Annotated in this window: 12 protein-coding genes; 4 read left to right on the top strand and 8 right to left on the bottom strand. The window is 59.5% G+C overall.

The features are described from left to right. Nucleotides 1-38: 38 nt before the first annotated feature. Nucleotides 39-1,877: a dihydroxy-acid dehydratase gene (gene ilvD, locus Q4D83_RS05075; protein WP_303173526.1), complete on the top strand. Its 1,839-nt coding sequence runs from the start codon at nucleotides 39-41 to the stop codon at nucleotides 1,875-1,877. Nucleotide 1,878: 1 nt separating this feature from the next. Here the strand turns inward: ilvD and Q4D83_RS05070 are convergent, their stop codons facing one another. Together Q4D83_RS05070 and Q4D83_RS05065 are read right to left on the bottom strand one after the other, a co-directional pair. Further along, nucleotides 1,879-3,069: a DoxX family membrane protein gene (locus tag Q4D83_RS05070; RefSeq protein WP_303173525.1), complete on the bottom strand. Its 1,191-nt coding sequence runs from the start codon at nucleotides 3,067-3,069 to the stop codon at nucleotides 1,879-1,881. Between the two features lie 74 nt (nucleotides 3,070-3,143). Then, nucleotides 3,144-4,013, bottom strand: a complete 870-nt coding sequence (locus Q4D83_RS05065; RefSeq protein WP_303173523.1) for a LysR family transcriptional regulator ArgP — start codon at nucleotides 4,011-4,013, stop codon at nucleotides 3,144-3,146. Nucleotides 4,014-4,084: 71 nt separating this feature from the next. Here Q4D83_RS05065 and Q4D83_RS05060 point away from each other — a divergent pair, with 71 nt between their 5' ends. Then, nucleotides 4,085-4,801 (top strand): LysE/ArgO family amino acid transporter, encoded by a 717-nt coding sequence (locus Q4D83_RS05060; protein ID WP_303173522.1) that lies wholly within the window; start codon nucleotides 4,085-4,087, stop codon nucleotides 4,799-4,801. A gap of 46 nt (nucleotides 4,802-4,847) precedes the next feature. Here the strand turns inward: Q4D83_RS05060 and gatB are convergent, their stop codons facing one another. From gatB to Q4D83_RS05035, 5 genes are all read right to left on the bottom strand, one after another. Next, nucleotides 4,848-6,353: an Asp-tRNA(Asn)/Glu-tRNA(Gln) amidotransferase subunit GatB gene (gatB, locus tag Q4D83_RS05055; RefSeq protein ID WP_303173520.1), complete on the bottom strand. Its 1,506-nt coding sequence runs from the start codon at nucleotides 6,351-6,353 to the stop codon at nucleotides 4,848-4,850. A gap of 121 nt (nucleotides 6,354-6,474) precedes the next feature. Continuing rightward, the gene (locus tag Q4D83_RS05050) at nucleotides 6,475-8,397 is read right to left on the bottom strand and encodes a VWA domain-containing protein (protein WP_303173519.1); all 1,923 of its coding nucleotides are present in this window, start codon (nucleotides 8,395-8,397) and stop codon (nucleotides 6,475-6,477) included. Nucleotides 8,398-9,215: 818 nt separating this feature from the next. Then, on the bottom strand, nucleotides 9,216-13,724 hold the full coding sequence (locus Q4D83_RS05045) for a hypothetical protein (RefSeq protein ID WP_303173518.1): 4,509 nt from the start codon (nucleotides 13,722-13,724) through the stop codon (nucleotides 9,216-9,218). 3 nt (nucleotides 13,725-13,727) lie between these two features. Continuing rightward, nucleotides 13,728-14,615 carry a DUF4132 domain-containing protein gene (locus Q4D83_RS05040; protein ID WP_303173516.1) on the bottom strand — a complete coding sequence of 296 codons (888 nt, stop codon included), beginning with the start codon at nucleotides 14,613-14,615 and terminating at the stop codon, nucleotides 13,728-13,730. Nucleotides 14,616-14,792: 177 nt separating this feature from the next. Beyond that, entirely contained in the window at nucleotides 14,793-15,821 is a 1,029-nt protein-coding gene (locus Q4D83_RS05035; RefSeq protein ID WP_303173514.1) for an ATP-dependent 6-phosphofructokinase, read from the bottom strand. Between the two features lie 381 nt (nucleotides 15,822-16,202). Between Q4D83_RS05035 and Q4D83_RS05030 the strand changes: the two genes are divergently transcribed. Further along, complete coding sequence (locus tag Q4D83_RS05030; RefSeq protein WP_303173513.1) at nucleotides 16,203-16,649, top strand: winged helix-turn-helix domain-containing protein; 447 nt, start codon at nucleotides 16,203-16,205, stop codon at nucleotides 16,647-16,649. Nucleotides 16,650-16,932: 283 nt separating this feature from the next. Next, nucleotides 16,933-18,282 carry an HNH endonuclease gene (locus tag Q4D83_RS05025; RefSeq protein WP_303173511.1) on the top strand — a complete coding sequence of 450 codons (1,350 nt, stop codon included), beginning with the start codon at nucleotides 16,933-16,935 and terminating at the stop codon, nucleotides 18,280-18,282. Nucleotides 18,283-18,331: 49 nt separating this feature from the next. On the opposite strand, the gene Q4D83_RS05020 is transcribed toward Q4D83_RS05025, so the two are convergent. Next, nucleotides 18,332-19,708 (bottom strand): DHA2 family efflux MFS transporter permease subunit, encoded by a 1,377-nt coding sequence (locus tag Q4D83_RS05020; RefSeq protein WP_303173510.1) that lies wholly within the window; start codon nucleotides 19,706-19,708, stop codon nucleotides 18,332-18,334. Nucleotides 19,709-19,711: the final 3 nt, after the last annotated feature.

The following is a 19,711-nucleotide window of genomic DNA, read 5'->3' as shown; positions in this document are numbered from 1 at the left end:
AAGCCCAAACCAATCCTGTTTTTGAAAGCGCCAAACCCATGATCCCTCTTCGTTCCAAGGTCACCACGGTGGGCCGCAATGCCGCAGGCGCCCGCGCGTTGTGGCGCGCAACCGGCATGACCGACAATGATTTCGGCAAGCCGATCATCGCCATCGCCAATTCGTTTACACAGTTCGTGCCCGGGCACGTGCACCTCCGCGACGTGGGCAAAATCGTCGCACAGGCGGTTGAGGCCGCGGGCGGCGTGGCGAAGGAATTTAACACCATCGCCGTGGATGACGGCATTGCCATGGGGCACGGCGGCATGCTGTACTCCCTACCCAGCCGCGAAATCATTGCCGATTCCGTGGAATATATGGTCAACGCGCACACCGCCGACGCCATCGTATGCATTTCCAATTGCGACAAAATCACCCCCGGCATGCTCAACGCGGCGCTGCGGTTAAACATCCCCGTGGTGTTCGTCTCCGGCGGGCCGATGGAGGCCGGCAAAGCGGTCGTCGTGGACGGCGTCGCACACGCGCCGACTGACCTGGTCACCGCGATTTCCGCGTCCGCGTCGGAGGCGGTTTCCGACGCTGGGCTCGACTCCGTGGAGCGGTCCGCCTGCCCCACCTGCGGCTCCTGCTCCGGCATGTTTACCGCCAATTCCATGAACTGCCTCACTGAGGCGCTGGGGCTATCGCTACCGGGTAATGGTTCCACCCTGGCCACCCACACCGCCCGCCGCGCATTGTTTGAGCGCGCCGGTTCCCTCATAGTGGAATTGTGCCGCCGCTACTATGGCGAAGGCGACGAGTCCGTGCTGCCGCGCAATATTGCCACGCGCGCCGCGTTTGATAACGCCATGGCCCTCGACATGGCGATGGGCGGTTCCACCAACACAGTGCTGCACATTCTCGCCGCCGCGCAGGAAGGCGAGGTGGACTTCACCCTCGAGGATATCGACGCCCTGTCCCGCAAGGTTGGTTGCCTGTCCAAGGTGTCCCCCAACTCCGACTACCACATGGAGGATGTGCACCGAGCGGGCGGCATTCCCGCCATCCTCGGCGAGTTGTACCGCGGCGGCCTGCTACACACCGACGTGCACGCCGTGCACTCAAACACCTTGGAACAATGGTTGGCGGATTGGGACATTCGCAGCGGAACCGCAACCGACGAGGCGGTGGAATTGTTCCACGCGGCCCCCGGCGGCGCGCGCACCACGGAAGCGTTCTCCACGAGCAACCGGTGGGACGCGCTGGATACCGACGCCGCGGGCGGCTGCATCCGCGACGTCGCCCACGCTTACACCACCGACGGCGGGCTCGCCGTATTGCGCGGAAACCTCGCCCAAGACGGCGCCATCATTAAAGCCGCTGGCATTGATGAAGCCTATTGGGAGTTCACCGGCCCCGCGCGGGTAGTGGAGAGCCAAGAAGAAGCCGTCTCCGTGATTCTCACCCGTAAAATCCAACCGGGTGAGGTGCTGGTGGTGCGCTACGAAGGCCCCTCCGGCGGGCCCGGCATGCAGGAAATGCTGCACCCGACGGCGTTTTTGAAGGGCGCCGGGTTGGGCACCAAATGCGCGCTGGTCACCGACGGCCGATTCTCCGGCGGCTCCTCCGGACTGTCCATCGGGCACGTCTCCCCCGAGGCGGCACACGGCGGCGTCATCGGCTTGATCGAAGACGGCGACGTAATCACCATAAACGTGCACACCCGCGAGCTTTCCGTCGCGCTCGACGAGGACGAGCTTGCCGCCCGCCGCGAACGCATGGAGGCGCGCGACAACCCGTGGCAACCGCGCGAGCGCGACCGGTTAGTCTCGAAGGCGCTGCGGGCCTACGCGGCGATGGCGACCTCCGCGGACAAAGGCGCGGTGCGCAAAATCTAGGCTAGTTGAACGGGTTGACCCCGGCGCCAAACCACCACAAGGCGCCGGCGCCCGCGACGCTGAGCACCACGAACACCCAGGAGCTAATGAGGGGGCGGCGCGCCCACGAGCGGCCGAAATCGAGGGAAATGCGGCCCGGGCCGGTAAATTGCAGCCCGACGGCCAGCACTACCAGCAAAATGGCCAACCACACGTTATCGCCAAGGCGCAACGGATCGAAAGCCTCACCGTCAGTGTCCATGACGTGGAGGGCCTCAAAGGTGGTACCCACCGTGGCCAGCGCCGCCGCCAGCGGGGTGACCAACCCTAGTAGCAAAAACACCCCGGCGGTGAGCAGCATGGCGGGGATCGCCACCGCAAGAATGCCAGGTTGCAGATAATTCGCGTACTCCGCCTCCAGACCGGCGAGTCCGGTGTCCCCGCCGAGCTGGAAAAACGTTTTCACAGAGGCCAGCACCAGCAGTGCCCCGAAGAAGAAGCGAATGATAAAAATTCCGAAGTCGATGGTGCCGCGGCGGGCATCCACCGCGGCGGCCTCCACCGACGCCGCAGGCGCTGCCGTTGGGTCCGACACGGCAACGGGCGCGGAGGTTTCCTGCTGGCTGGCAGCCCCCAGGTACGGCTCCTCCGCTTGGTTCGGCTGGTACGGCGGCAGGGCGGTCGTGTGCTCGGCGGTGGAACGATAACCCACTGGTTGATCTGGAACATCCTGCGGCTGCTCCCCCGGCTCCCGCAAACTAAACGGGGACTGTTGTGCCCGGCCGGGCGAGTCAAACATTACGGTCGGCTCCCCGCTGGGATTATCCACGCGCGCATTGTCCCCGCCGCGACCGTCTTGGTCCCGGGTGGGGATGCGAGTGGGTTCCGCCGATTGTGGCTCAAACACGGTGGTGGGGGCGTCCGAGGGGTGCGGGGGCACGGTTGATGATTTCACACCACTGGAAGGGGCGACAGGAACGTCGACGTGGTCATCGAAATCCTCCTGCGGGCTAAAGGTAACGGTCGGCTCCTGCTCCGAAAATGGTGTCGGTTTTGCCTCGCCCGACTCGGCTTGCGCCTGGGGTGCCGACGCCGGGATTTGCTGGGGTGCCACCCGGCCCGCCCGAGCATAAACGTCGCCTTCTTTGCGCGCGGTAGGAACGCCTACGTCCTCATTCGCGGAATTTTCAGGTTCACGAGTGTTGTCGCTCATACCTGTCAGGGTATGCGAGTTCGCACTGTTCGTGGGTGAGATTTCTGTTCGGCGTGGCGTAAACACGCAGGAAATCAGCCCAGCGCCGCCCCCGCAGCCTCCACCACCGCATCCGAAAGTCGCATAAGCAGGGGTGATTCCAGACGCCAGTGTTGCCAAAACAATTCCACATCGGACACACGGTCATCTAAGAGGACTAGCTCACCTGATTCCAATAATGGCCGCGATTGAATATCCGGCACCAGGGCCCATCCGAGGCCCGCGCGGGCCGCTTCCAAGAATCCCTCCGATGACGGAATCTGCGAAATCCGGCGTTGGGACGGGAGTTCGGATACCCGACCGAACAAATCCTGACCCTGGATTTTATCGTGGCGCCCATAGCGCAACACGGGCATGGCCGCCCAATCCAACGCCCCACCGTTGGTGTATTCGTCGCGCAAGTGGGGCGCCGCCACCGCTCGATAACGCATCACGCCAAGCGGTTCGACATCGCACCCAGACACCGGCTTGGATTCCCGGGTAACCGCACCGAGGCAATCCCCACGCCGCAGCAGCTGCAACGACTGTGACTCGTCCTCTACCCACAGGCGCAACGACGCCCCACCCCAACCAGCAACCACCCCAAACACCGGCCGAAACCACGTGGCCAAGGAATCTGCATTGATCGCGATGCTCAGCGGCACGCGGGCGATCCGGCCCCGCATTTGCGCGTCGGTTTCCGCTTGCAGCAGTGCCATTCTGCGCGCCGCTTGGGCCAACACTTCACCCGCCTCCGTTGCCGAGGCTGGCACGGTGCGACGCACCAACACCCGGCCGACTTGCGCCTCCAATGCTTTAATCCGTTGGCTGACTGCGGAGGGGGTTACCAAGAGCACATCGGCTGCGGCTTCGAAGCTGCCTTCATCAAGGACGGCGAGCAGCGTAGCCAGGTGTTTCAAGTTCATGTAAGCAATTCTAACGCAAGTTCAATTCAATTAATTTTTCTTAACCCTAGGTGGTGTTCGACAATGCTGCCATGAGCATCATGATCAACGGTTTCTTCGTGGGCTTGTCCCTCATCATCGCCATCGGACCGCAAAACGCTTTCCTGCTGCGCCAGGGGATCGCACGCGTCGGCGTCACCGCTGCCATCATCACATGCTTACTTTCTGACATCCTGCTCATCCTTGGCGGCACCGCGGGCGTTGGCGTGATCGTAGGGCATGCACCCATCGTCCTCACCGCGCTGAAATGGTTCGGGTTCTGCTACCTGCTCTACTTTGCCTACACCTGCTTCCGCGACGCTTGGCGGCCCACCACCACACTCGGGGCACAACCCGACGCGGAGACCGCCCCACCCGCAGCAACGTCAGATACCAGCGAACACCAACCTGCCCCCGGCGCAACCGGCAGCAGCGTGGCGGTCGTGCACCGCACCCGCAGCGTACCGGCCACGAAACGCCACACCTGGGTGCAACCCGCACTGGCGGCCGCGGCCATGACCTGGCTCAACCCCGCCGCCTACCTCGACGCACTCGTTATGCTCGGCAACCTGGCCAACCAACATGGCGAAGTTGGACGCTGGTGGTTCGCTGGCGGCGCCATCGCCGCCAGCGCCGCATGGTTCCCAACCTTGGGCTACAGCGCAGCAAAACTGGCCAAGCCGCTGTCCAACCCACGCATCAACAGCATCGTCAACGCCGCCATTGGGGTGATCATGGTGCTCATCGCCTGCCGGCTCATCCTGCACTAAAGCGTCCACAATCCGCCACAGCGGTGTGGCGGCACCACGCCAACGATCAGCCGCACTTCTCGGCGATCAGCTTGTTCACCAAGGCGGGGTCCGCCTTGCCGCGCGTGGCCTTCATAACAGCACCAACGATCGCGCCAACAACCTTTTTGTTCCCGGCCCGGTACTTCTCCACAATGTCCGGATTGGCGGCCAACGCCTCATCCACGGCGCGTTCAATCGCACCATCATCACGCACCACTTCGAGGCCGCGGGAGGCCACCACCTCATCGACGTCGCCTTCGCCGGCAAGCACACCGTCAACAGCCTGGCGGGCCAACTTGTTGGTCAGCTTACCTTCATGTACCAACGCCACCACGCGAGCCACCTGAGCAGGCGTAATCTTCAAGTCAACCAACTCCACGCCCGCCTGGTTCGCCTGCTGCGCCAAGTAAGACACCCACCACGAACGCGCCTCCCCCGCAGTCGTGCCAGCCTCCACGGTTTGAATGATCAATTCCAAGGCACCCGCGTTGACAAGGTCACGCATCTCCGCATCGGACAATCCCCACTCCTGCTGTATGCGGGCCTTACGGATCCAGGGCAGCTCCGGCAGCGTCGCGCGGATTTCCTCCACCCACTCCCGCGGCGCAATCACCGGCGGCAGGTCAGGATCATTGAAGTAACGGTAATCCTCTGCGGTTTCCTTCACACGGCCAGCCGTAGTCGTGCCGTCGGTTTCCTGATAGTGGCGGGTCTCCTGAATAATTTCCCCACCGGTTTCCAGCACCTGGGCCTGGCGCTGCATTTCAAAACGCACCGCCTGCTCCACGGAACGCAACGAGTTAATGTTCTTCGTTTCCGTGCGCGTGCCGTACTCAGTCGCCCCCTTGCGCCGCAACGACACGTTGGAATCCACCCGCATGGAACCCTGATCCATGCGGGCATCAGAAACACCCAGCGCCTTAACCAAATCGCGCAGCGCACTCACGTAGGCGCGCGCAACCTCAGGCGCCCGCTCCCCAGCGCCCTCGATCGGTTTGGTCACAATCTCAATCAGTGGCACACCAGCGCGGTTGCAGTCCACGAGGGAACTATGCGCACCGTGGATGCGGCCATCGGCGCCACCCAAGTGGGTGAGCTTGCCGGTGTCCTCCTCCATGTGCGCTCGCTCAATGTCCACGCGCCACACTGTGCCATCATCAAGCACAACATCAAGGTGGCCGTCATAGGCGATAGGCTCGTCGTACTGGGAAATCTGATAGTTTTTCGGCTGATCCGGATAGAAGTAATTCTTCCGGGCAAAGCGCGAAGACTCCGCAATGGAGCAATTCAACGCCAAGCCGATTTTAATCGCCCATTCCACACCCTTCGCATTGACTACCGGCAGCGCACCCGGCAGGCCAAGGCTTACCGGATCGACGTTTGAGTTCGGCTCCGCACCGAAATGCGCCGAACTGGCAGAAAACATTTTCGTTTCTGTGGCCAGCTCAACGTGCACTTCCATGCCCATTACTGGGTCGAACTTTTCTAGGACCTCGTCATAATCCATCAGGTCAACAAACGCTGCAGTCATACCGACAAACTATACCGACTGCCTGCGGCGAAGCTACCTTCAGCCCCACCCAATCGAACCCGGCTTCAGGCACGCCACAAGACCGGCGAACGCCGGCCTGAAGCGTCACAATAACTGCTGGTTAAGCGGCGTCGTTATCCCACTTCTTGCGCGCAGCTACGTACGAAACGATACCCACGAGGGTGAACAGCAGCAGCAACAGCCACCACACATTCGCACCATTCTTATTGGTGTTGGTCGCAGCCTTATCAGCCTTGGTTTCCGCAACACCGGTGGCGTTCTTGAAATCCGGTGCCTGTGCAGACTGCCCAGTGTTTGCCAACGCCAACCGGAACTTCGCGGGAGTGTTCTGCCCTTCCGGCGCGGTGTGACGCAACGCCACCAGCTGCTCACCAGCGAGGAAGCCATTTGCGGCGGGACCTTCGGTGGCCAAGTTCGACCACTGGATCGGCTGTGTCGCAATACCGGCATTGGTCGCCTCGTTCGCGTTCAACGCAACGTTGCCCTTATCGCCCTGGTGCAATTCAATCGGGTTGTACAGCGGGCCGAACACCTTCCAGCCAACATTGTGGCCTTCCGCGCCGGTCGGCTCGGCCTGCATTTGCATCTGCAGGCGCTGGCCGTCCTCCACCGGAACCTTGAACCAATACGTTTCGCCCGGCGCGAGCTCGACGTCGTAGGTGCCTTCCTTCACGCTCGGAGCGGCAGCCATATCCATATCGGTGGGCAGCTTACCGCTGGCCTCACCAACGGTAATTTCCTCGATGGCGGGCTCCTCGGCCGGCTTGGTCATCTTATCTTCCGCAACCTGCGGCACACCCCACAACGACACATCCACGGGAAGTTCCTGGTCACCAACGAGATCACCGGAACGCTGAAGCGACAGGGTGTACTTGCCGGGCTTGCACACACCGTTCTTTTCAATCACCGGGGACAGCAGCGACGCGGACTGGGTGAAGGAGAAATCATTGTCCACCTTCGCCTCAGTGGCGGTAGCCACGCAGGTCTTGCCATCCGCGCTGGTCAACGTCGGGGTGAGGGTGATGGTGCTGCCACCAGCAACCGTGTTTTCCTTCGGGGCAGGCACGAGGAAACCGGCGTTGAGCTGCTGACCCTCCTCAAGGTCCACCGTCCAGCTCAGCTCCTGGTCCTTTGCCTCGCCGCCTTCTTGCGTCACTGCCGGAATCGTACCTTTATATACCTCCGGCGCGGGCTTTTCACCGTCAAGCCCACCCAGCGCTACCGTTGCACCGTTTTCCGCAGTCTCGCCGGAGGTCGGTTCGCTGGCCGCACCAGTGCTTTCAGTGGTGGAGGATTCACTTTCCGAGGTCGTAGCATCCGTCGACGATTCCGAGGTAGTGGTTTCCGTGCTGGTGGACTTGCCATCCTCAGCGGCGTCACCGCCATTGCCGGTCTTCGCCGACAGGGTTTGCAGCAAGCTATCGGCGTCGCTGGCGTCCGCGTAGACGCCGCCACCGACCTGGGCCACCTCTTGCAACTGGTTACGGGCTTCCTCATTGACGTTGAAACCAACCACGTTGATCACAATGTCATCGCCGGAGCGCTCACGGATTTCCCGGGCCACATCCGCAACCTGCGGCGGCGCACAGGTATCAATACCGTCACTGACCAGCACGATTTCACGCTTGCCGGAACCATCCAGTTCCTTTTCCGCAGCCAACAACGCCGGGCCGATCGGAGTGTAGCCACTCGCGACCAAACCATCGATCTGAGAGGTGATATCGCCACGGGCACCACCCAGCTTCACCAGCGTGTGCACGTCCTGGCAGCCAGCTTCCTTTTCCGCATCGCTGTTGCCGGTGCCAATACCGTAGGTCAGCAGCGCGACCTTCTGCTCTTCCGGCAGCTGCTCCACCAATTTCTTAGTGGCTTCTTTTGCGGCATCCATGCGGACCTGTCCGGAAGCATCTGGAGCCCACATAGAACCAGAAGCATCCAAGATAAGCGCCGTATCGGGATACTTTTCCTCAGCTTGTGCAGTATCGACCGCCCACACAACCGGGGTACCGGCTCCGAGCAGCACACACGCTCCTAACGCCGCAATCGGGCCAGAGCGTTTAGCAGTACTGCCTGACTTCAACAGATGTTGCCAAAACGTAGTTCGCGTATTCATACCATCCATTAGAAACAAATAGATCCGAGATCCGCTACTAAAATCCAATATTCTTAGGATTAACTCAGGAATTTGCCGCGCCAATATGACAAATTCAGGGGTACTTCTCGCCCCAATGCCAGAAATCTGGAAAACCAAAGAACACTACCTTTTCCCGCCCAACAAATTCAGTGCCGCACAATAAGTTTAAGATTCAGACATTTGTGTCAAATACTTTTGTGGACGACTTTTCGAACCGCGGGAGGCCTGCCGCCGAGTGCGCGCATTCGCCACCCCACCGCGGACGCAACCCCAGTGCACAGCGTTTCTCAGCCACACTCACATGAAAGGCAGCAAAGAAACTGACCGGAACACGCCCCCAACGTCGCACGGGAACATTACAGCGGAAACAACCAACCATTCCCCGACGAAACTCTGCCACTTTGCCGCGCTTTAGCACACAGAAACTCGCGGCTGCAAATCTGACGGAAAACCCGACGAATTCCACACAACAAGTTAAAGCCACAATGAGGAATGCGAAGAATCGGAAGTCGTTCCTGTGGGAAACACGCAATCATTCTCAGCAAATATTGGTGGCCAACACGTCTGCTGCACATATACCCCCACCACCGCGACGCGACGCGCCCAGCCCAAAATGCCCCCGCACTCCCCACTGGCGTCCGCGCACATCCGATCGAACACCGAGTGGGCCCCGCGTGCCACTACGGGGCCCACTCGACACAACTGGTCTATCGACGCCGCGACCGGTACCGCACCGTCTCCAACTCCTGGTAGCCGGGAGCATCCCCGGTTACACAACGATCCCACGCCTGGGCAAACAACTTCGCCAGCGGCACCAACGCCGGAGCGCCGGTAACAATCGGCCGCACTGCGGAATCCTGCCACAACAAATACAGCGGCGCCTTCCACACCTCGACAGGTTTCGAGCCCGATATACCGCGCAGCCAACCACCCGGCAAAAACCTGCTACGGCCAGCACCCGATCGCGTGGCCTGCTCGATCAACCCGCGTGCCACCAGCTCCTCAGAGGCGCGATCAATGTCCTTCTTCCGCCAACCATTCCACAACCGAATGTTTGCATCAGTTGGACGCATCAACGCCAACAGCTGCAGGTAGTAGCGCGCGGCGTCGAAACTCACCTCATGGTGCTTCGCCACGGCGTCAACAATTTCCGGTGCGCTCACCGCAGGGTCGTGGGGGTCGCCTGGGCGCGCGTACACCTCACGCAGGTCGTCGATCAAGGCATCGAAGTGTCCTTCCGCCAGCAACCGCGCCTGGAAATCCGCTTGCCTGGCGTTCGGGAGTTTTTCAAATTCCGAGCCGAAATCCACCGCAACCAGCTTCTCCCGCGCGTCGGCCGCCATCTGACCCAAATTGCGCTCCGCAAGCCCACGCAACCACGCCAAACGCTGCGCCAACAATGGTCGAGTTGGATCATCCAAACTCCGCTGCTCCGCCAACGTCAACAGCCAACCCAACAATTCCTCACGCTGCCACGCAGACAAGGACTCACCATTGCCCAATGCGGAAGCCTCGCCCATGATCATCCGAAATAATGTCGAACCCGACCACTCCACCTGGGAATTCAGGGTCGTGTACTCCTTATTAGTCAACGAAAGTTCCACCGGGCCGTACATTTGCTTCCAGTAACTCAGCACGGCGTCGGCATCCGGGCCATGGTGAATATAGTCCGCCACATTATCCTGCGGCACCGCCGCCGAAAGCACACCGCGAAGATGCTCATCAAACGCACGTACCTGAATGCGCGCGGCCGTTGCCGTGGTGGCTTTCCAACCGTAAACCTCGCGTTGCTCCGCGCTCAAAAATGACGTGTCCCACGTGCGCAAACCAAACATACCCGTGAACATGTACATCACACCCTCGGGCGTCAGCGGCGTGTGCTGTGCCAACTTCGACAACGTCTCCACCCGCAAACGGCGACCGGTCAACTGCTCCTCAATCGCATCCAGCCCGGCAAGAAACGCAGGCGCATCCAGCGAAAAATCCTTGCCCTCGTTCATGACGGACAATGCACCAAACTTCGAACGTCGTGTCGCTGGGACCCACGCCTTGACTACATGCCATGTGCTTGTGCTCCCCCAAACATCGGTGAACGCCAACACATTGCAATCGTGTAACTCCGCAATCACCTCCCGCTTACTCACCACGCGATCCTCGAGCGGTTGGAGCTCAACATAGCGGCGACCAGCAGCGAGCACACCGAGTTCCACACACCGGCGCAAGAAAAAGATGAGATCACGCAGCACCTGCTCCCCATACACCTCCGCAAACATCGGTGAGCCCACCAAGGCGAGCAGGAACCGTTCTTGACCGGATAACCGCAACCAGCCCAACTGATTCGAGTACTTTTCAAACACCTCGGTGTCGGTGCCACCGTCCCGCAACGCCCCGATGGCGAGCGCAATCTCCGAAACACTCTGCGGGGTGTAGGAATACCCAAAGTCCGCAAAGTCTTTCAGGGCCGCAAGCGCCTCCGTAGTGACCAGCGTGTTCCCCGGCTGTCCCGGTATCCCAAGCGCGGGTTGCATGCTCTCAGAGAGCATCTTTTCAAACCGAGATGTGTACTGGTGCACTGTCTCTGCGATGCTCACGACAGGTTCGATAACGGATGGATCGGTGGTGCCCAACTGCTGCGCGAGAACGTCCCGCACATCCGCATCAGCCGATGTGGTTTGCAACGCCGCCAACACCCGCTCCGCCTGTTGGCGCGTGTACGCGCGCATCACCGCGCTAGCCTTCACATCTCGAGGTTGCAGCTGATGCCAACCAGCCTCCGGCAAATACTCAACATCGGCCTTCACACCGGCAACAGTGGCAACAGCAACGGGAAGCCCAGAATCAATATCTGCTAACCGCGACGAGCCATCAGTACTCCCCAGCCAAAAACCGCCACCTGGTCGCCGCACAACAAAGCCGCATGCATCGCCCACCTCGAAGTTTCCAAGTGCACTGAAAATCTTGCACTTGCCCCCATCGAGCACAGCAAGGCTGATATGCACCCCGTCAAGTTGACCAAACGGGCTGTCCTGGGTAGTAGGTTGCGCCGGGATAACCACGCACGAGTTTATGGCGAATTTCGCGCTCTCGAAATAAGTTGAGGCATCAAAACCAAACCGGTCAAGGCCAAGCAATTCAGCCAACGGTTTAATGCCCTCCAGTGTCCACGGGTAGCGCTGGTGCCCATCCCACCGATGCATGCTCCACTCGTAACGCACGCCCACCGAAGGCGCACCCGTGGCGTCCGAAGCCAACACCGAACCGGCATCGGAACCGAACGAAACGTCACCGGGCGTAATCAAACCATGCGCAGTCAACCGGCCCTGTGCGACAGGCAAAGAATACCGCTGAAGCGAACCATTAATGTAATCAACAACCTTGGGCGCGCCGCCGTCAAGCCATATCACTTGCGTGCGATAAGTATTCTGGGGCATGTACGTCACTACCACGTCCCCATCGACGAAACGTGCGGAAGAGACCCTACTATGCGTGACGGGCAGCTCGCCGCTGTACAGAACTTTTTCACCGTCAATGACCTCAACGAACGATCCGCTGGCCACTGCCACCGCCGGGTACGATTCGAACACTCGCACATCGTTGGTGCCGGAACGCTCACGCACCCGCGCCAAGGCTTGCTCATACGTCGGCCACGTGTATTCAGCCAGCGTACCGCTTCGGATGGCGAGCTGGAGCGATTCCGCGGCGTCGAAATCCAACAATTGCTCAATCCGCCCACCGGCAGCTGCGCGCAACTTCGGGTCGGACAATTCCGTGGCCACAGAGTCAAGGAACGAACCTATCCGCGGAATACTGCCAGCCTCCCGGGAGCGCTGCTCAATGTACTCGTCCAACCGTTCAAGCACGATCTCAAACGCAGGTTCGTTAGCTAAGAACACGTCGACGTGCGTAGCGATAGCCTTAGGCGTGAGGTCATTCAGCAAATCACGCCGGAACGTAGGGTGCTTCGCAAGAAACGCCAATGGGCGACGATCGGCAGCGTATTCGGATTCCAACCAGGTATCCCAACAAGGGTGCGAGTAATAGTGCGTCCCACCGACAGTGTGGAAATGCACCCCATACTCAAGCAACGCATCAAGCACACTCAGCGGCAACCATCGAAGCGCCGCCGTAATCGTGCGATCCTGCAACGCGTCCGCCGCAAGATTTACCTCGCTGAGCACAAGGCTCGCCTCATCGCCACCGTGCACCGAATACCTATTAATGACGTCGATTAACCATGCGGCGTGCTTCGGCCGATCCTGCCGCAGCTTCACCAAAGCCTCAGCCGCATTGAGCAACTCAAAATACTGCTCGAGCGTAAAACTAGCCGGCTTGGTGGCCAGCAGAAATGCCGCAACCGCCGGCACCTCCGCCGCACGAGGCACCAACGAACGGCGAATCGCCTTCCAAAAACCCGCCGGCGCATGATACGTCGCTTTGAGCTCCATAAAAGCATCAATAATGCGGTTATCCACCTCGGCGGCAGCAATACCGGCCGCTTTCCCGGCTTTGCGCAAATCACGCACCAGGTACGCGTATGGCTCCACACCAGCACGCACCCGCTCCAAGTTCACCGTGAACAAATATTCATACGCGTCCTTGGGGTCGGCGAAACGCTGCAAGGCAGCAGTCGTTTCAATGGTCATATCACGCGCCGAAACCACACCCGCAATCGCAAACTCTAAAAACACCGCTTGGTGCCGGTCAGGGTCAACAGGAATATCGTACGAACGCTCGATCTCACGGGCTTTACTAAAATACTGGCGCGCAAGCTTGTCACTATCCGCCTCGTAGAAAATCCGACTCAACTCTTCCAACAACGTCGGCACAAAATGCGGCGCCGACGCCGTGAGCTCGGTAGTGAGAGCATCAAAGCGCTCCTTCACCTGCTTCGGCCGGTTGCGGGCACTTTTACGCGCCCATTCAAGATCGCCCACAAGGTTCAACGCGTGCCGCGCATTGTCAGGATCATGCATAATCGGCCACGCCGGAAAACCCACCGCACGCTGCACCACCGCCCCCACCTCACGGGAACATTCACTCGACACTCCCAGCGCTCCGAGCGTCAATTCCTCCGCCGTAACAAGTTCCTCCGCGACCAATCGCACGATCGGACGGCCATGGTAATCAAACTGCACCGCCAACAAGTGACTCGCCTGATCAGGGCACCCTTGATCGAGCGGCAAAATACCGCCCAATTCCAGCACATCATTCCCCATTGCTTACTGCCCTCCATCCGTAGTAATCGTGCGACCCGCATACACAAACTCACACATTCTGACCCCCTCAGACCAAGCGATCGGACCGACCCTATCCGCCGGCAACAACACCCCACGTTCCGTAAACGACAACGACCCAATGATGGCCTCTTCGCCCATGTCATACGCATCAATGCCCAACTCCGCAGAAACCGTCCTGCCATCTTCATGCACATCGATGGAAACCTGATTCATGGTGACCACAAAACCGCCGCCACGCGCACGACCAAACAAATGCGCCGCACGACCATAATTCCCGTCCGAATAGGCAGCCATAGCCCGCTTTTGACCATCCGAATCAGCAGGCTTACGGTACACATCGCGGAACAATTGATCTAACCCTTGACTAATGCCCAGCTCAACGGCGAATTCGCGCCATTCCTCAAGCTCCGCCATCACCGCAGGGTGCTGCAACATGACGGTCGCCGCCTCACTATAAGCAATTGTGTTCGACTCGCCGTCGAGATCCACGATCTGCACCCCGGCATCATCCGCCGCGCGCAAAAAACCGGTGATCTGGCCATCAGAAACGACCACATCGCGCAAAAACTTGCGCCACGACGGATCCGGCCACACCGCGCACAGCACACTCACGGGCACCGGCAACCCATGCAAAAACCAGCGGCGTACGGTATACAGGCAATGCTCCTCATGCTGGGCAAGAAACACGCGCAAACCATCAATTTGTTCGAACTGCGGCAGCTTCTTCGCCTTCGCTGGAACCGTCTTCAACACCCGGCCCTTATCATTGCGGGCAACGATCACGCCGTCCTGAAGTTTAAAACTATAACTACCAGCGTCCACCCAGCCATCATCGGCGACAGTTGGGGACGCGGTCTTCGTATCTGCCACGGCGCACAACACCTCTCAACATCGGAACAATTTCCAAAGATCAAGATAACAACGCGGCCATACAAAACCGGTCCCAGCTGGGAAAATCGCACACTTTTGCGTAAGAAAAACACCCCTGAAATACCCCACGTCGACTGCCCAACATGGTTTTTCAGGGGTGATTTAACAACCAAACAATTACCCGAACAACGCCTGTGCGGTCCGATAGCGGCCGTTCGGCACAACCTTCAACGTGCCCACCGCCTCCTGCAAATCGATCAGCTCAATGTGCTCGCCACGCAACGCGACACACTTGCCAAAATCGCCATTCTCACAAGCCCGCGCCGCGTGCACACCGTACCGGGTAGCAAGCACGCGATCGTACGCCGTCGGGGTGCCGCCGCGCTGAATGTGCCCCAGCGTCGTCGTGCGCACATCGTGGCCCAAACGCTGCTTGATTTCATCACCGATAACCTGGCCGATGCCGTTGAAGGTTTGATGCCCAAACTGATCCACCCCGCCCTCATCAAATTGCATCGTGCCTTCCTTCGGCAACGCGCCCTCCGCGACGACAATAATGCCGTACTTCTCCCCCATCTGGAAACGACGCTCCATAGCCTTACAAATCTCGGCAATATCGAACGGAACTTCGGGAATGACAATGTAGTGGGCGCCACCGGCCATGCCCGCATGCAACGCAATCCAGCCGACGTGACGGCCCATGACCTCCACAATCATCACGCGATTATGGGATTCCGCCGTAGTGTGCAACCGATCAATCGCATCCGTAGCTACCGACACCGCGGTATCAAAACCAAAAGTGTAGTCCGTGCCATTGACGTCATTATCAATAGTCTTAGGCACGCCGACCACGGGGATACCGTTATCGGACAACCACTTCGCACCCTTCAACGTACCCTCACCGCCGATAGGGATCAGGGCATCAATCTCAGCATCCGCAAGGTTTTCCTTGATCTGCTCCAACCCCGCCTTGAACCGCTCGGGGTGCAACCGACCCGTACCCAAAATGGTGCCGCCGCGGAGCAAAATCCGGTCAATTCCCTCATCGTCATACAGCTGAATTCGGCGATCCTCCATCAAACCAACCCAGCCATCTTCATAACCAACAACCGTCGACCCATACGAGGAGGCGGTACGGACAATTCCGCGGATAACAGCATTCAATCCCGGACAGTCGCCGCCGGAGGTCAGTGTGGCAATACGCATAGTTCCGATACTAGCCGGTACGATTTGAATCTGCCCGAACGGAAGTGAACCAGAACTCCGATCTGTGGCGAACCCCTCACCAAAACCACCCACAACCCGCCGTTGCCCACACCCAACGACCCCCGCGCTCCGAAGAAACCCCAGCACAGCGACGCCAAACGGCAACCGCTTCACGACGCCGCGCGCAAACCCCACCAAAATGCAAACCAAACGGGCACCCAAACAAGCGATAACAATCACAACGATTCCCCAGCCGGACAAACCACAGTGGGCGTGTGAGCAAGGTGGCTAGGCGGGGCGTCGAGAGGCGACGTACCTGTGATCGGGGACCGGCGATCAAACCAAAACCCAGAATTTTAAAATATTGCTAGCGTGTACACCATGCCTCACACGAGCGAACTCGACGCCCGAATCGCCGCGCTAGAAACACGAATCGCGGCACTCGAAGACGCCTACAACGCCGAACACCCCGCCGCGCCAACCACCGGAACCATCGAATTCTCCGGCGACGTCGAACTCCCCATCGGCCACATCAGCTACCAGCGAGTACGACCCGCCGCAGCACTCACCGACGCCGCTTGGAACGAATCCCTCAACCGAATTTCAGCACTCTCACACCCCATTCGCACCGACATCATACGGCACCTCCTCCAACAACCCGCCAGCGTAATGGAACTAGTAAACGAAAAAGTGGTGACCTCCGCAGGCACCGCATACCACCACATTTCCACCCTCGAAAGCGCAGGCTGGGTAGCCAAAAAACGCGGCATCTACAGCATCCCAGACTCCCGCATCGTGCCCCTCCGGGGATTGGTCGCCTGGGTCTAACACCCGGGGGGGGGGTTTTTGGGGGGGTGGTGGGGGGGGTGGGTGTGTGGGTTTGGGGGGGGGGGGGGTTTGGCGTGGGCTGGTTGGTTTTGTGGGGCGGGAGGGTTTTGAGTGAGGGAAGCAGCGTTCGATTGAGAGCGCAGCGGTTCAGTTTCGCGCCGAATATAACTGTGATGAAGTGCACATTTTTGGCTCTTGTCAGGTTTGCAGCCTGACGGTAGAATAAGTGGTAACAACATCGGGAGCAGGGAAACATTAACAACCAATTATCGGAGGGTCCCCCATGGAAACCATTACCCGCGAGGAGCTCGTCGCCCTCATGGGGCCAAAGGGGGAGTTCTACGGTCTGAATAACCCCGACGGTGATCCGCTCACTATGGCGTATCACCGCGGCATCCTGCGGAAGCATTTAGAACACCACATCGACCCATTAGGTGAAGATGTGGGCACGCATTGCTCGAAGTATGCGGTGATCTACAACACGAGCGCGCACGTGCAACGCAACTGGTTGTACTGTATTGAAACCCTGCTGCGCCTGCCCCACCTAACAAAGCACGCACTCAACCTCGGCCACTTAGACTATTCGCGCCTACGTGCGATTGAATCCGCCACCAAGTTCGTGCCGCTCGACAACGCGGACGCATGGCACAGCATCGACGTGTTCCTCGTGCGCGCACTGACTGCATCGCGGGCCAACCAAGCTGTGCCGAATGCATCGAAAATCAAGGCAATCACCACAGAGTTCGTTAAGAAACTACAGCTTGCAGGTGAAGTGGACCAAGAACTCACCCCGAGCTCAAGTGTGTTAATCTTCCCCTCATACATTCCCGGCTACTCCCACCTCAATATTGAGGCTCCCACCGAAGTGGTAGAAGCCGTAGCCCAAGCAGTAGACGCACTTGCCACAAAACACGACCTCACCCACGCGGAAGCATTCGCACTGCCATTCCTCAAAGATGAAGTGCTGGAATTTCCAAAATCTTGGACAGTGCACTTCTTTGGCACCGGCCCGCAACCGGTGGACTTCCAACCAGACTATGTGGAAGACATCGGGATCCTCACCGCCGCACAACAGGAACTGTTCAAGCAAAACTACACGTACTTCGACCTTGAAAAACTTACGCAAATCCGGTTGACGTGCTACACACCGCCGCGGGAATTGAAAGAAGCCGTGCGGCTACGAGACGGGCATTGCCGGTACCCCGGGTGCAACGTTCGCGCCACCGAATGCCAAATAGACCACGTTATCCGCTACCAAGACGGCGGATGGACCACCTACGTGAACCTGCAATGCCTGTGTAAAAAGCACCACAACTACAAAACCGACCAGCGGGTCTCCTGCACCATGGCCAACGACGGGACCGTCACCTGGGTCATCGCAGGAGAAACGATTGTCACGCCACCGGAAGGCAGAATCGCGGGCATCATAGGCAACCCGCTAGGAAACCTCACGCTGCGGCCAGGATTTACGTTCCCAGTGCCGCTGCGACTCGCTAAACGAGGCGGGCTCGGAGACTGGGGCACAAACCTCAACTCCCTGCTGGAAAAACGGCGCACACCGAAACCACCGCCGAAACCCATTGAGCCGATACCGGCGGAACCCCCACCAGACGAGGGCGATCCCCCGTTCTAAAGCTAGCGCGCCCCGAAACACCCAGCGTGACGGGGCCGCCCAGCCATGCCTACAGGCGATTGCGGAACCGCGACACCGCAAACAAACCCAAACACAACGCAACCACCGCCGGAATCACAGAATTACCCATAGCAGAAGCAATATCCGTCGCCGCAACACCCATCTGCATCGCCGCCCCAATAATCGCCGCGCCAACCACGGACCCCACCTGCCGAGTCGAGTTATACACACCCGACGCCGCGCCAACACTACTCACCGGCAAATCCCGCATCGAAGTCGCCGAATTTGGCGACCACACCAAACCATTACCAAAACCCAGCACCGTAATCGGGAGCATAACCCACCAGAATCCAACACCATCACGCATCACCACCACCAGCAGAAGCACCGCCACCGTCATGCATGAAAAACCACTCACCGACAAAATCCGCGGATCCAAGCGATCAGACAACCTCCCCACAAACGGCGCCAACAACCCCGAAATCACCGCCATGGGGACCAGCATAAAACCCGCCTCCTGGGCGCTCAACCCATGGCCCTCCTGCAAGAAAATCATCACCGGCAGCATCGTTCCGCTCACCGCGAAACCCATCATCGAAATCGAAAACGCGCCAATAGAGAAATTGCGATTACGGAAAATATCCAGCGGTACCAGCGGATCACGGCCACGCGCCTCCGCGGTTTTCTGCAACCACACAAACACCCCCACGAAAACGAAACCGGCAGCAAGCACCAACCAGATCCACGCCGGCCAACCCAGTTCCGGGCCCTCCTGCACCGCAAACACAACGCCGAACATAGCAGCGATTGAGACGATAACGCTTGCGAAATCGATCCGGCGGGCCATCCGCGGCATCTTCGGCACCCACATCGCCACCAGCGTGAGAGATAGCACGCCGAGGGGAACATTAATGAAAAACACCCACTGCCAGCCCACGGAATCCACGATGACGCCGCCAAGTACGGGGCCAGCAAGCGTGGCCAAACCTGCGACCGCGCCCCACATCCCCATAGCCGATCCCCGACGCTCACGTGCGAACACACGGTTGATTACGCTCATCGTTTGAGGTGCCATTATCGACGCCCCGAGCCCCTGCGCCGCGCGAGCCACAATCAACGTCACAACATCCCCCGCCAAGCCGCAAGCCAACGAACTCAACGTGAACACCGTCATGCCGACAAGGTACACATTCCGCTGCCCAAACCGATCACCTAACCGGCCGGTGACCAGCAACGGGACCGCGAAAAACAGAAGGTAGATGGATGTCACCCACACAACCTGGTTGATGCTCGCCCCCAGCTCCACCTGAAACTGCGGAGTAGCCACTGCAACAACTGTTTGATCCAGCAGGATCATAAAGAATCCTATGCACAGCGCCGCCAACGCGCGCCACGCCTGCCGCTGAGGCAATACCGAACTACTCACCCC

This window comes from Corynebacterium sp. (genome assembly GCF_030532715.1).
Lineage (GTDB): Bacteria > Actinomycetota > Actinomycetes > Mycobacteriales > Mycobacteriaceae > Corynebacterium.
The sequence above is the reverse complement of the archived record's forward strand: the minus strand, read 5'-3'. Positions and strand labels throughout refer to the sequence as shown.